8 protein-coding genes are annotated in these 14,796 nt (G+C 39.4%); all 8 read right to left on the bottom strand.

What is annotated here, in order from left to right:
• Nucleotides 1-151: 151 nt before the first annotated feature.
• On the bottom strand, nucleotides 152-325 hold the full coding sequence (gene rmf / locus C9J46_RS09040) for a ribosome modulation factor (protein WP_005367875.1): 174 nt from the start codon (nucleotides 323-325) through the stop codon (nucleotides 152-154).
• A gap of 172 nt (nucleotides 326-497) precedes the next feature.
• Nucleotides 498-2,483: a DUF3466 family protein gene (locus C9J46_RS09035; RefSeq protein ID WP_107246654.1), complete on the bottom strand. Its 1,986-nt coding sequence runs from the start codon at nucleotides 2,481-2,483 to the stop codon at nucleotides 498-500.
• Nucleotides 2,483-4,417, bottom strand: a complete 1,935-nt coding sequence (locus C9J46_RS09030; protein WP_107287392.1) for an ABC transporter ATP-binding protein — start codon at nucleotides 4,415-4,417, stop codon at nucleotides 2,483-2,485. Before C9J46_RS09030 ends, C9J46_RS09035 begins: the two co-directional genes overlap by 1 nt.
• Before the next feature lie 5 nt (nucleotides 4,418-4,422).
• A complete protein-coding gene (locus C9J46_RS09025; protein WP_107246656.1) occupies nucleotides 4,423-4,674 on the bottom strand; it encodes a glutaredoxin family protein in 252 nt (83 codons plus the stop codon).
• Entirely contained in the window at nucleotides 4,668-6,812 is a 2,145-nt protein-coding gene (gene rlmKL / locus C9J46_RS09020) for a bifunctional 23S rRNA (guanine(2069)-N(7))-methyltransferase RlmK/23S rRNA (guanine(2445)-N(2))-methyltransferase RlmL (protein WP_107246657.1), read from the bottom strand. The genes C9J46_RS09025 and rlmKL overlap by 7 nt, the downstream gene beginning before the upstream one ends.
• A 986-nt stretch (nucleotides 6,813-7,798) precedes the next feature.
• On the bottom strand, nucleotides 7,799-8,338 hold the full coding sequence (locus C9J46_RS09015; RefSeq protein ID WP_107246659.1) for a cell division protein ZapC: 540 nt from the start codon (nucleotides 8,336-8,338) through the stop codon (nucleotides 7,799-7,801).
• Nucleotides 8,339-8,592: 254 nt separating this feature from the next.
• Nucleotides 8,593-9,603 (bottom strand): quinone-dependent dihydroorotate dehydrogenase, encoded by a 1,011-nt coding sequence (gene pyrD / locus C9J46_RS09010; RefSeq protein ID WP_107208146.1) that lies wholly within the window; start codon nucleotides 9,601-9,603, stop codon nucleotides 8,593-8,595.
• 348 nt (nucleotides 9,604-9,951) lie between these two features.
• The gene (locus C9J46_RS09005; protein ID WP_107246661.1) at nucleotides 9,952-14,775 is read right to left on the bottom strand and encodes an NAD-glutamate dehydrogenase; all 4,824 of its coding nucleotides are present in this window, start codon (nucleotides 14,773-14,775) and stop codon (nucleotides 9,952-9,954) included.
• Between the last annotated feature and the right edge of the window lie 21 nt (nucleotides 14,776-14,796).

Genomic DNA, 14,796 nt, shown 5'->3' with positions numbered 1-14,796 from the left:
AACAAGAAAATATCCATTAATACTCATTTGATTGCAGTCTCTGTAATGTGTCTTAAGTAGATAAATCAAGAATGCTATCATTTCTTATTATGCATAAAAAAGCCCCTTCTCCTAAGGGGCTGCAGAATAGGGTTAACCATGAGGGAGGTTATTATTTGTAGAGACCTTGTTGTAACTCTTCTCTAGCGTCTCGCCAACCACCTAGCCAGTTAGTACGGGCATCTGTACCTTGGTACGGACATGCATCTGTAGAACGGCCATTTAATCCGGCTTGATAACCTCGAGCCTGCGCACGTTCTAAACGATCCCGCTTTTGTCTCTTCATAGTTCGGTCCTCATCCTTATCTGTATATTACTTTTCATTATCATTACATAATGATGGAGTTTTTATGTCTCCACTTATAAAAATGGGTTATTTCGAACAATTTATCAAATTTAAAAACGAAACAAGCCCACAAAATGTGAGCTTGTTGGTATAACATAATTTATTTTAAAAATTACTTACGGCGTCTGAAACCAATAAAGCCTAACGCTGTCAAAGCCAAAATGCCAAGCGATCCACCAGAACGTTTTACTGGCTCCTCGTCTTCTGTTTTACGAACAATAATATCTTTATCCGTCGCATTTGCCTTAGGAACAAGCTTAATCGCAACCTGCTTTTCAGTCACAGAACACTGCGCTTCTTTAGTTAAGTTTTGATAACCACCAGCACAGTAATTTGCTGTTGCTGAAATAACACCTGCGTCGTTAATATCGGTTGCAGAAATAATACGGTAAGAGTTTGCAACCGTATTCGCTGCACCGCCATCATTGGTTAAGTCATCTAGCATCCATACACTACCAGCCTTTAGAGGCCCTTGCGCTGTAGAGCCTGCAATGTAGGTAAATGCACGATGACGACGCTCAGAGCCATCAATTTGATTCTTCGTTTCTGAATCAACCCAACCTACAACCTGATCATTATCATTAATTGCTGTTGCATCACCATTTGAACCACGGAAGAATAATGGGCTTATAGATGTATCAAGGAACTTAGTCTGGTTCGTTGCTTTATCAAAGATAAACATTTTTTGTGGAATCGAACGGTTTTCAGCATTATGACTCTTTGCAATACCAACAACTTTAAAGCTCGAGTTGATGTCGTTAGCCATTGTGTATTGATAATTACGATCATCGCCAGTTGAAATATTTAAGCCAGGAACAAAAGTTTGTGTCCATTTCGTTAAATCAGCACTAGGTTCAAAGTATGCGGCTTGCATAACATAAGAATCATTACTATTGGTATCGCGAGATGCATAGCCTACAGCAACAGGAGCGTTATTGACCATAGCAACCGCATTAGCAGATGCCTGTGAAGAAACATCATCATGATCAGGGTCAACAGCTGCTAAATTTGAACTAATAACACCTGATTTAACAAGATTACCTGTATTATCAACAACCCAGAAAGCAGCTGCATTAGCAAAAGTACTAAACTGGCACTCAAACGTACTGTACAGATTAGAAGGATTATTCACACATTTAGCGAAGGTATCTTTGTTGAAACCTAAACCTATATTAATGTTATCTGTATTTGGCTCTCGCGAATCAAGATTTTGAGTAAATGTTTGACCAAAAGAAGATGAACCCACAACTAGCAAATTACCGTCAGTCGTTTCTACTGCCCCATTCGCTGTCGTCTGCCCCATATTTTTAACAAATGCATCGCCCGATACAGGCGCTAATAATGATACTGGGGTACCATCATTATTTACAAAACCACGTTTAGCAAAAGCACGAGGATTTACCGAACCATTCTTAAATACGGCTGAAGTTGACGTACCAAAACTGTAATTACCCACGATACCTTCAAGAACGGCATCAGTAGTATTTGCTTCGATATCACCTAGTGTTTTATCAATTGAAGTATAACCACTAGCTTCATCAGCTTTGGTTGTAACAGCTACACCATTTTTAAGTGCAAGAGCATTTGAATGGTAACCATTTAACCATGTCTGTTGAATATGTTGTAGACCACCTAAACCTTGACCGTCTTGAACATCATCAATATTGTAGTCATAACCGTAATACTCATTATCAGCCCAAACATTACAGATGTTGTAGCCTAAGTTATCACGACAGTAACTATATAACCCATTCCAATCATCAATGAACTGACGATTCTCATTATATGCTGTGGTATCAGATAACGGCGTACCTTGAGTACCACGTCGAACGGTTCCCGCAACATCATATGAATCAGCATTACAGTTGTTACCTGTAAAGCAATTGTCGCCTTCAGCAGATGGTTTAATACCCGTAGTAAAAGCTGAAACAGGTGTACTATCTGCATTTGCCTGTGCACTCGGGAAATATGCTTGAGCTGCAAGTTGATCTGATCCTGCAGTTGAAACAGGGACAATATCATAAACAGCAGCGCTAGCTTGAGAGGCACCAGCAACGAGGATTGCAAGTGTTGATAGTTTTAACATCTTATGTGGCATTAGGATTCCTTTTGCATCGCTTCCAATTCTTCCCATCGTTCAAAGGCAACTTCAAACTCTTCTTCAAGCTTAGCTAAACCTGTAAGGATGGCTTGTGTGTCATTTTTCGGATCGGAGAAAAATGCAGGATCATTAATTTGTTCCTGAATTTTCGCGATTTCATTTTCCAAGTCTTCAATTTTTTGCGGCAAGCCAGCTAACTCATGTTGAAGAGTAAAAGATAGCTTCTTACCTGCGCGTTTAGGTGTAACATCTTTTTGCTTTTGTTCTTGAGCAGCTTTCTTGCTCTTCTCTAATTCGATTTTTGCAGCCTGCTCTCTTGCTTGATTGGCATAAGAATTCGCACGCTGAGATTGTGCATCATGGTAACCGCCAACGTATTCGTTAACAACGCCCTCACCTTCAAAAATCCAGCTTGTAGTCACAGTATTATCAACGAATTGACGATCGTGACTCACTAAAAGTAACGTACCTTGATAATTGGCAAGTATATCTTCTAAAAGTTCCAATGTTTCGATATCTAAATCGTTCGTTGGTTCATCAAGAACCAGCAAATTATTTGGTTTTAGGAACAATTTCGCCAACAATAGTCGGTTCTTCTCACCACCAGACAGCGCTTTAACTGGCGTACGAGCACGACGAGGGTGAAATAGGAAATCTTGTAAATAACCTAGCGCATGACGAGTTTTACCGTTAATTGTCACTTCTTGCTTACCATCAGCAAGGTTATCCATTACGGTTTTCTCTGGATCGAGAATTTCACGGTACTGGTCAAAATAAGCCACTTCTAGCTTAGTACCACAGTGGAAGTCACCCTCAGTTGCTTGCAGTTTATCCAGCATCAGTTTAATTAAGGTACTCTTACCACAACCATTAGGACCAATTAAGGCAATACGATCGCCACGCATAACATTAAAGCTGAAATCTTTAACGATTTGCTTATCGCCATAGCTATAACCGATATTCTTCGCTTCAAAGACAATCTTACCTGAACGGTTCGCGTCTTGTAGCTGCATATCCGCTTTACCTACAACATCACGACGCTCTGCACGTTCATTGCGCAATGCTTTAAGTGCACGAACACGACCTTCGTTACGAGTACGACGCGCTTTAATACCTTGCCTTATCCACACTTCTTCTTGTGCTAGTTTTTTGTCAAATAATGCGTTTTGTTCTTCTTCTACACGCAATAACTCAACTTTTGCCTCTAGGTAACCTTCATAGTCACCAGGGAAAGACACTAATTGGCCACGATCTAAATCAACGATACGAGTCGCCATAGAACGAATAAATGCACGGTCGTGCGAAATAAAGATAATTGAACCACGGAAGTCTTTTAGAAAACCTTCTAACCATTCAATCGTTGTTACATCAAGGTGGTTTGTTGGCTCATCAAGTAACAAAATATCAGGATCACACACTAGCGCACGAGCAAGTGCTGCTTTACGTTGCCAACCACCAGACAAATCAGTAAGAAGTGTATTCGGTTCAAGCTTCAAGCTTTCAAGTACTGCTGCAATACGCGTATCTAACTGCCAACCGTTATGGTGATCAACTTGCTCCTGAATACGCGATAGTTTATTAATGTTTGCTTCACTAGGATCGGCGGTGACAAGGTCCAATTGGTGATGGTACTCACGCAGAACACGACCTGCATCAGCAAGACCTTCCGCTACATAATCAAATACAGACCCTTCCGCATTACGCGGTGGATCTTGCTCTAAACGAGAAACCACCAGCTCATTTTGACGTTGAATACTACCGTCATCGAGTAATACGTCACCAGCAATCACTTTCATTAATGTTGATTTACCAGCGCCGTTACGGCCAACAAGACAAACACGCTCATGTGGCTGAAGAAGAAATTCTGCTTTATCGAGTAAAGCATGATCGCCATACGCTAGTTGAGCGTTACTAATTTTTATAAGTGCCATCGTAATTAACCAAGCTTATTTGTTATTAACCATGTTTTTAATGAATCTGTATCAAAGGGCCAGCCCAATTCAGGAACATTACGATCATGATTTTGAATAGAGAGTACAGGTATAGTTACACCGTAACGAGAAAACAGTGCGTCATCAAATGCGATATCAACAATATCAACTTTATCTTTAAGTCCAACCTCTACGAGCAGACGGTATGCCTGCTCGCAAAGGTGGCAGCCTTCCGTGCTATAAAGTGTGATTAACACTCGTCTTCCTTGTGAGTAATAATCCAACAGTTATGGATTTGCTTATTCTTAGCAAAGTCCATTGGCAATGTTTTATTTGAGATATTCTTCGCCTGTAAGCCAAGTTCATTAATCTTATCTAAATCCATCTTGAACTGACGTTTATTGTTTGAGAAAACAATTTGACCATCAGGACGTAGCATGCGCTTTAGGTTTTCCATTAACATGATGTGATCACGTTGAATATCAAACGTCTGCTTCATACGCTTAGAGTTAGAGAACGTTGGTGGATCGATAAAAATCAGGTCGAAAGTATCATCAACTTCTTGTAGCCACTGTAAACAGTCAGCCTGAACATATTCATGTTGTGGGCCTACCTGATTATTAAGCTCCATATTCTCTTGAGCCCAACGAAGGTAAGTATTCGACATATCAACGGTAGTTGTTGTCTTTGCACCACCGACAGCAGCATGAACAGTTGCAGATCCTGTATAAGAGAACAAGTTAAGGAAATCCTTACCTGTTGCCATTTGGCCAAGCATACGACGCGTAATACGGTGATCAAGGAACAAACCTGTATCTAAGTAATCATAAAGATTCACTTTAAGTTCAACACCGTACTCTTCAACAATCATGTGGCGCTCTGCACTTGATAGCTTCTGGTATTGGTTCTTACCTTTTTGACGCTCACGGACTTTAAGAATAACTTTATTGCTTTCTACACCCGTTACTTCAATTGTCGCACGCAACACATCCATAATACGACGACGTGCTGTTTCTTCAGAAACAGATTTAGGCGCTGCATATTCTTGGATAATTAAGTAATCTTTGTACTTATCAATCGCGGCATTGTAGTTAGGTAAATCAGCATCGTAGATACGGTAACATTCGATACCTTCACGTTTTGCCCATTTATCTAACTTAGTAATGTTCTTTTTAAGACGGTTCGCGAAATCAGGCGCGACCTCTTCTTGAACGATGACACCCTCAGATTGCCCTTCTTCTTTCTGAACACTACCTGCAGTGATCAAATAAGTTTTAAGTACACAATCTAATGCGCCGTTACGAAGCTTAAATTGCTTGTCTGCACGCATACGCATACAACTTAACAATTCGTTCGAACCTGAATAAATGGCAGCAACAGAACCCGCAAAAGCGAGTTTTAAACGGTTACCAAATTCTTTGTACAATGCAATAAGTTCAGGGGTTGTACCTAAACGTTCACCATATGGAGGGTTACAAAGAATAATGCCTGTTTCGAACCCTTCAGGGCGAACAAGCTGTGTGGCATCGCCATATTCAAAATCAATCAGATCTTTAACACCAGCACGACCCGCATTATCACGAGCAATCGCTAATACACGACGATCCATTTCACGACCAAAGAACTTGGTCGTGACTTTTGCAGGACCACGACGAGATTTAACCGTTGCTTCTGCATGGATCTCTAACCAAGCTTCTTGGTCAAAGTCTTTGATTGATTCAAAGCCCCAACACTTACGTTTAAGACCTGGTGCAATTTCAGCGGCTATCATCGCAGCTTCAATCACTAAAGTACCTGAACCACACATTGGATCTAACAATGCTTGTTCTGGTGTCCAGCCACTTTTCATAACAAGTGCAGCAGCATGGGTTTCACGCAGTGGTGCTTTACCCGCTTCACTACGGTAACCACGTTGGTGTAAACCGCTACCGGCCATATCAAGACCAAGAATACCTTTCTCACCAGATAGACGCATATGAATACGTAGATCAGGACGCTCGCGGTCAATGTTAGGACGACGTAAATCCGCTTTTGTAAATCGGTCTACAATCGCATCTTTAATTTTCATTGCACCGTATTGGCTATTACGGATTTCACGGTTAGTACCATTAAAATCGACCACAATACGTGTATTGCTATCAAAGTAGTTCATCCAGTTGATAGCTGTTGCACCTAAGTACAAGTCCATATCATCACGAACGTTAAATTCACTCAGTACTTGAATGATACGTGATGAGATTCGTGTCCATAGACAACAACGGTAAGCTGTTGCTTGTTCTGCTTTAAAACGGACACCTGCATGCACAACTTGAATGTTCTGTGCACCTAATTGTTCTAATTCATCCGCAAGCAAATTTTCAAGGCCGCGGGAAGTAATCGCTAGATATTGATTCATGGAGTTCTTTTCACACTAATATTGCGAGGAATTATAACTGAAATCACAAAAAATGCCTCGTCAAAACCATAATGAAATGGCTCATTTAGGAAAAAAAATTCATTCTTCAATCAGTACGTTCTCAATCAAAGAGGATGTAACAACAAACATCTTCACTTACCTGCAAAACTTGCGACCAATACAACGCTAAAAGTCATATTTAACGATTCTCATCAAACAAAGAACAAATCATTAATCTGGAATAATGAAAACCACCCTCAAAGCAATTTCTCACCCTGAGTGACATTTGATTTATCTTTAACATTCAAGAAATTAAAAATTTTTTTACGCTAAATACCCCTATTCAATATTATCACCCGCCCTTTGGTGGAATAAATTATTCCAACGCTATTACACAACCACTACTTCACTATTAACGCAGGAAAAAGAGGAAGGGATTATCAATCAAACGTAATGTAACAAAGAAATTAACGTCATAAACCATCAGGTTTTACTTAAATAAAGCAGTAAGAATTGTCTGGCTATATATAAGAATTTTGAGATCTATGACATATTTTTAGTGTAATTTTTAACCAGAAAAATGGTGGATATACCTTGCTGAGTAGCAATGAAGTCAGTTAACGAATACAAATATACGCTCTAACCTATCTTGAATACCTACAAGGAAGCGTAACTATCACGAATTACAGAAATTGATGATGCGGTATGTAGATAACAGTAGTTATGTTGTTATCGTTAGTTACAAAGAAAATGGATATAAAAATGAGAGATTTGGACGATAACTATCTCAATAAAAGGTGATATCTTTCTCACCATCTAATAGAGAAAAGCATGCAAATATACTAAGGGAGGCCGTACTAGACAGCATAAGAAAGATAGCAAATTAGCCTAAATTTAATGGGCTTTTACTACAAAAGATAACAAATACTGCTATCTACCGGGAGACTGATAAGGATATACGACAAAAATATGAGATGAAGAAACGACTAACCGACAAGCGCAAAATGTCGCTGTTCAGTTTCTACAAAACAGGGAGCCATTCGATCATTCATAACTTTAATGGTTTCGCAGAACTCCATGCTTTTAAGGCCGTCTAAATCAACAGTAGCAACATCAGCAAGCATACAGAGACTCGCGACCCCACTGTTTTCAATCACAACGTAATGGGCAGTACAAGAAGCCGTCATTAAAGTAATAACTTGTCCCTGTAACGGCTCTACACCTTGTTGAGGTGCGAAATACCAACTTTTTGGCATCATAGGCTTATGGAAACGTCGTGCGGCTGTAGCATTTAATGCTAATTCACATTTTCTAGCTGCAGAAATTGGCAGATGAGCAATCTGCTCTTGGAAGTTTTGATAAGCTTCAATATCATCAACATTAAAAAAATCACTTATTTTAGCTTCTGGGGTAAGCAGCTTACTTGGTAACGATACACGGAAAAGCATATCGTCATTCAACTCAAGCATGAGTGAATTCATTTCAGCGTCAAAATACCATTTCCATGAATTATCTGGCTTTAACACGTTCTTACTCCTGAAAGACAGTGATTTATTTTGTATCTGTGATCATATGTTTAAATTTTAGCTTAATTCTACTCGCGTATTCATAAAATAAAAGGGGAAAATAGCGGTTCTATCACGAGTAAATCAGATGTATATTTGATACAAATAGACTAAGTACATAATTAAAAACCCAGCCTAGTATTCACTAAGCTGGGTTTTCGTATGTCAGAAGATATTTAAATTTAATACTTCAGTACGAGAGCGATAGCCAACAGTTAAAGACCGTTTACAATATCTTTAACTAAACGTGGGCCATGATAAATAAAGCCAGAATAAACCTGTACTAGGCTTGCACCAACCATCATCTTCTCGCGAGCAGCCATTGCAGAGTCAATACCACCGACACCAATGATTGGTACTGCGCCATTTAATGCTTCTGACATTTTTCGAATAACTTCAGTACTCTTGTTTTGCAAAGGACGACCGCTTAAGCCCCCCGCTTCATCACAATGTTCCATCCCTTGAACCAAAGAGCGATCCAATGTGGTATTTGTTCCAATCACACCATCTATATTATTACGGATCAAAGAATCACATACCTGTTGAATCTCATGATCATCAAGATCGGGAGCGATCTTAAGTGCTAGAGGAACATACTTATCATGTTGTTTCGCTAATTCAGCTTGTTTAGCTTTAAGCTGGGAAAGCAGATCATCTAAAGCTTCACCATATTGTAAGCTACGTAATCCCGGTGTATTCGGTGACGAAATATTTACAGCAATATAACCAGCATATTGATAAACTTTTTCCATACAAATAATGTAATCTTCAACACCCTTTTCTATCGGTGTATCTTTATTTTTACCGATATTAATACCAATGATGCCGTCAAATTTTGCTTTCTTTACATTCTCAACAAGATTATCAACACCAAGGTTATTAAAACCAAAACGGTTGATAATGCCTTCTGCTGGGATCAAACGGAAAAGACGAGGTTTATCATTACCAGGCTGTGGACGAGGTGTCACGGTCCCTACTTCAACAAAGCCGAAACCCATTTCACCAAATGCATCAATACATTCGCCGTTTTTATCAAGACCAGCCGCTAAGCCAACAGGGTTTTTGAATGTAAGCCCCATAACTTCGACAGGACGTGCAGGAAGATTTTGTCGGTAGAAAAGTTCTAATGGAGTGCCAGTAAAGCGAGAAAAGTTCTCAATAGCGAGGTCGTGTGCTTTTTCAGCATCCAACTGAAAAATAGCAGAACGTGCGATGCGGTATAACATTGTAACTCCAAAATAAGTCCCGAATAAACGGGATGGTATTATTCACAGTTATTCTGTTAACTTCAATCGTTATTTTTTTGATTATTGTCAATAAAACAGTAACTTAGAAATTAAACCTTTGTTTAACAATAAGTTATAGTTTCGTAGTTTCACAAATTATTACACATAAAAGCAATCGTTTTCTTTTTAGCTCTGAAAAAAGTAACGTATTATTTTTATAACCTTATTGTTAATACTTAAATAGTGACAATGTAACATAATAACATCGTAAAAAAGTTACATTGTCACCATATATGTTACACCGTAGCTTATACCATCTTATTAGGCGGTGACTATAAAGTACACTGACTACTGTATCGGCCTTGAGTTGAGATTTAGAATGGTTAATTCACGTAAAGCGACAGAGAACTTTGCAAACTCATGCGCATTACCGACTTTAAATTCAGCCAGTACACTCTCCCATCGATCAACCGCTTTTTTATGTTGTTCCATCCATAGTGATATACTTTCTTCTGGCTTAGCAGTACTTGTCATTATAACCGCTGTTGTTAATTGTCTTTGTTGCCAATCTAGATCTTCACGAAATGAAGCTCTTGCTAATGCTTGCCAATTATTCTCAACAGCTTGGTTTTGAATTTGCTTTAAGAACCAATGAAGTGATAGTTGCGCTCCTAGTACAAAGTACACTCTTGCAATATGCGATATGTTAACGTCCATTTCTTTTGCAATTTGCGCTATATCCATGGCTGAATATAAACTGGTTAAGCGTGAAATGTTTTTGGCCAACCGCTCAGGTACCCCTTTGCGGATCATTTCATTCGCTTGCTCTTCATGCTCTACCACTTCTTCAGTTACAAGGTAACTATCTAATTCATTTCGTAACTGCTCAACAAAGGGTTGATAGAACACTATTTGTTGTTCTATACCTAACTTGTGCTCTCTATTGCGTAGGAACCATCGTGTGACCCGACGCAACATACGCCTTGAACGATAAAGCATGTCATATTGCGTTTGTGCTGAAACTTGATTATCTAATGCTCTAATTTCACTAAAAATCTGGTCAAACTTAAAGATCTCACGCCCTATTGAGTAAGAGGCTGAAATTTCATTTATCGTTGCCCCCGTTTCTTCTTGCAGCCGAGTGACAAAATTGCATCCCATTTCATTCGACATCAAATTAGCTAATGATGTTGCGATTAATTCACGTCGTAATGGATGGTTTTCCATTTGTGATCTGTAGTTATCTTGTAAAAATTGAGGGAAGTAAGCAGGTAAAAGACGGGAATGATAAGGATCACTGGCTATATCGTGATTAACGAGTTTTTCTTTTAACACCATTTTACCGTAAGCCACCAGCACAGCAATTTCTGGTCGTGTTAAGCCAATCCCTGCCTTTTCACGCTCTACTAATGTTTCATCATCAGGTAAACATTCCAGGCTTCGATCCAATTTGCCCTGTCGTTCCAGTAAATGAATAAACCGCGTTTGTTCCTTTAATAGTTGTACTTGCTGTTGCTCTGTTACTGAAATAGATTCACTTTGGCGATAGGCATCATCTAATACAATGTCAGCAACCTCATCTTCCATCTTTTCTAAAATACTATTACGCTGTTTAAATGTCAGCTCATCAGCGGTCACTAGGCTATTGAGTAAAATTTTGATGTTCACTTCATTATCTGAGCAATCAACCCCACCAACATTATCGATAAAATCGGTATTCACTCGACCACCAGCTTTCGCAAATTCAACTCGACCTAACTGGGTTAAGCCTAAGTTTCCCCCTTCACCTACAATTTTTGCTGCAAGTTGAGAACCATTAACCCTAACAGCATCATTGGTGCGATCACCAACATCGGTGTGAGTCTCTTTAGTCGATTTTATGTATGTTCCTATACCACCATTCCACAATAAATCGACCTGCATTTGTAATATAAGATGTATCAACTCATTAGGTGTGCAACTTTGCTTACGCGTTTGCAGTAAAGTTTGCACAATAGGTACAAGCTTAATCGCTTTACTTTTACGTGAAAATATCGCCCCACCTTCAGATAAAACTTCACGATCATAATCTTCCCAACTCGATCGTTTAAGTTCAAAAAGACGTTTGCGTTCTAACCAACTTGCGGCAGGATCCGGATCTGGATCAATAAAGATATGCTGATGATTAAAGGCCGCTAATAAACGAATATGTTTTGATAACAACATCCCGTTACCAAACACATCACCCGCCATATCACCAATGCCGACACAGCTAAAATCTGTTGTTTGGCAATCTATACCTATCTCTCTAAAATGCCGCTTAACTGACTCCCAAGCCCCTTTCGCTGTTATTCCCATTTGTTTATGGTCATAACCATTAGATCCGCCAGAAGCAAAAGCATCACCTAGCCAAAAATCATAATCAGCAGCCAATGAATTGGCGATATCTGAAAATGTTGCCGTGCCTTTATCCGCCGCAACCACTAAATAAGGATCATCTTCATCATGACAAACGACATTTGCTGGTGGATACCGTTTACCCTCTAAGATATTGTCTGTTACATCAAGCAGCCCACAGATAAAACGTTGATAACAATGTAATCCCTCTGCAGCTATCTCTTCACGTGTTGTTAATTGAGGCTGCCGTTTGCAAATAAAGCCACCTTTCGCACCAACAGGCACAATTACCGTATTTTTAACCTGTTGTGCTTTGACTAGTCCTAATATTTCTGTGCGGTAATCTTCTTGCCTGTCTGACCAACGTAAGCCACCACGCGCAACTTTTCCCCCGCGCAAATGGACACCTTCCACATCGGGGGCATAAACAAATATCTCGTAACGAGGAATTGGAGCTGGAATTTCAGGGATAGATGATGGATTGAGTTTGAGTGATAGCCATGCTTTTGGCTTACCGGTATCTGTTTTTTGATAAAAGTTCGTTCTGAGGGTTGCTAAGATCATATCCATATAACGACGAATGATCCTGTCGTCATCTAAACTCTCGACATTCTCTAATCGCTCTACGATCTTTTTGATCAATAACTGTTCTGCTTTCTCACTATATTTCGCTTTGGGATCAAAGCGTAATTTAAACAACGACACCAAATAACAAGCTAGCTGACAATGATTAGACAATGTCTCTTCTATATACTGCTGGCTAAATGGAAAGCCAACTTGTCGCATATAACGAGCATAACTGCGCAATATGGTAATTTCTCTACCAGACAAACCAGAACGCAGCACTAAACGGTTAAAACCATCACTTTCAAGCTCTCCATGCCAAATATCAGAAAAAGCATTTTGAAAACGATCTCTTGCTTCTGATAGGTCAAATCCATTTCTAACATGATGTAACATCGCAAAATCTAAGATCCAATTAACGACACCATCCGCAGTGATCACTTGATATGGTGATTCACCAATGACCCGCAAACCTAGATTTTCAAGCATTGGCATAACATCAGATAAATGAATCGGTTCATTACGGTGAAAAAGCTTCAATTTTACAATCGATGAGTCGGCGGATTCCTCTTGTGGACGATAAAATAACATGCCTAATTTATTATCTTCATTCAGCCCTTCTAGCTGTAAAACATCTGCTACTGCAGAGCCTGGTAGCATTTGCTCTTTATAAGATCGAGGAAAAGCACGCGCATAATTTTTGGCAATTGGGATCCCTTTGCTTTCGCCAAAGTTAGCCACTAATGACTGGGTTAAACGATCTTCCCACGAGGCAACAGCGACAACTAAATTATGCTCTATCGATTTAACATCCACATCGAAATTATTGTTCTTTACCCTAACGATGTAGTGCGTACGAGCTAATGGACTCACAGAAAAAAAGGTTGTGAACTCAACAGTTTGTGATGAACCAAGATAGTCTTTTAAAACACTTTGGATCTTACGCCTAAGCTCCGTGTCATAACGCTCTTTGGCAACATAGACCATGCAGGAAAAAAAACGCCCAAAAGGATCCCGCCTTACAAACAATCGCAGCATGTCACGATCTTGCATTCGTACTACGCCTACTCCCACCTCAAGCATTTCCTCTTCTTTTGCTTGAATAAGTTCATCTCTGGGATAAGTTTCTAATACATTATTGAGCGCTTTCCAAGAATGAGAGCCTTCCGAATACCCACTGGCGTTGAGTATTCGTTTTACCCGATTACGGATCAATGGAATGTTCATTGCTGTTTGATGGTAAGCCGTTGACGCATATAGACCAATAAAGCGATGTTCACCAATAACATTACCTTTACTGTCAAATCGTTTAATACCGATATAATCAATGTAAGCGGGGCGATGAATACGAGATTTAGCATTACTTTTGGTGAGAATAAGCAGATCGGGCTTTTGCGCTTCAATACGCGCTGATTCAGGTAAACTGGATAAATTAAGTGGTCGTGCATGGCGCGGCTTTTTAAGTAGACCAAGCCCGGCCTCTTGCGTTGGTCTCAATTGATAATCACCTTTTATCGGCTTTAGGTCGTAACAGTGATAACCCATAAAGGTAAAATTATGATTGGCAACCCAATCAAGAAATTCAATCGCTTCCTCGCAGTATTGATTTTCAACAGGTAATTTTTCTGTTCTTAGCCCTTTGATAATTTGATGCATTTTATCTTGCATCCATTGCCAATCATTCACCACTAATTCAATGTCTTTAAGCACCGCTTCAAGTTCATCTCGCAATATCGCCATTTGATCATTTTTTGTAAGACGATCTACTTCAATATGAAAAAGTGTCTGTAGATCCCCCTTATCACCGCACGCCTTAACGATGTTATTTTTTTTGTCGCGCTCAAAATAATAAGGACCATTCAGCATTAAATGGCTAGTAATATCTAATCGATTTAACGTCATACGTACAGAATCAACCAAAAAGGGTTTATCTGGCATAACAATCTCAACCACGGTATGGGTAGATTTCCAGCCATGGCGACTTAATGTGGGGTTATACACACGAACGGATATTTGTTGCGGATTATTTTTAACCAGATGATGCCATAGGCTCAGCACAGCACCATATAAATCAGATTCGTTACGTTGTAATAAATCATCTTCAGCCAATTGATTTAATAGGCTTTTAGCAAACACATCAACTAAAGGTTGCTGGGTGTTATCAACTTTGGATTTTATTAAGCCATATACTTTTTCAAGTAATACAGGAACCACATTGTCTGGTGCATTCATAAGAAAATCCCATAACTTTTA

Origin of the sequence: Photobacterium sp. GB-36 (genome assembly GCF_003026135.1) — a bacterium.
Lineage (GTDB): Bacteria > Pseudomonadota > Gammaproteobacteria > Enterobacterales > Vibrionaceae > Photobacterium.
Note: the sequence above shows the minus strand (reverse complement) of the source record. Positions and strands in the feature narration are given on the sequence as shown.

Bases quoted from the DNA above. Each gene is read 5' to 3' on its own strand.
- C9J46_RS09005 (WP_107246661.1), bottom strand. From the start codon at position 14,775: ATGAATGCACCAGACAATGTGGTTCCTGTATTACTTGAAAAAGTATAT.
- rlmKL (WP_107246657.1), bottom strand. From the start codon at position 6,812: ATGAATCAATATCTAGCGATTACTTCCCGCGGCCTTGAAAATTTGCTT.
- pyrD (WP_107208146.1), bottom strand. From the start codon at position 9,603: ATGTTATACCGCATCGCACGTTCTGCTATTTTTCAGTTGGATGCTGAA.
- C9J46_RS09035 (WP_107246654.1), bottom strand. From the start codon at position 2,483: ATGCCACATAAGATGTTAAAACTATCAACACTTGCAATCCTCGTTGCT.
- C9J46_RS09030 (WP_107287392.1), bottom strand. From the start codon at position 4,417: ATGGCACTTATAAAAATTAGTAACGCTCAACTAGCGTATGGCGATCAT.
- rmf (WP_005367875.1), bottom strand. From the start codon at position 325: ATGAAGAGACAAAAGCGGGATCGTTTAGAACGTGCGCAGGCTCGAGGT.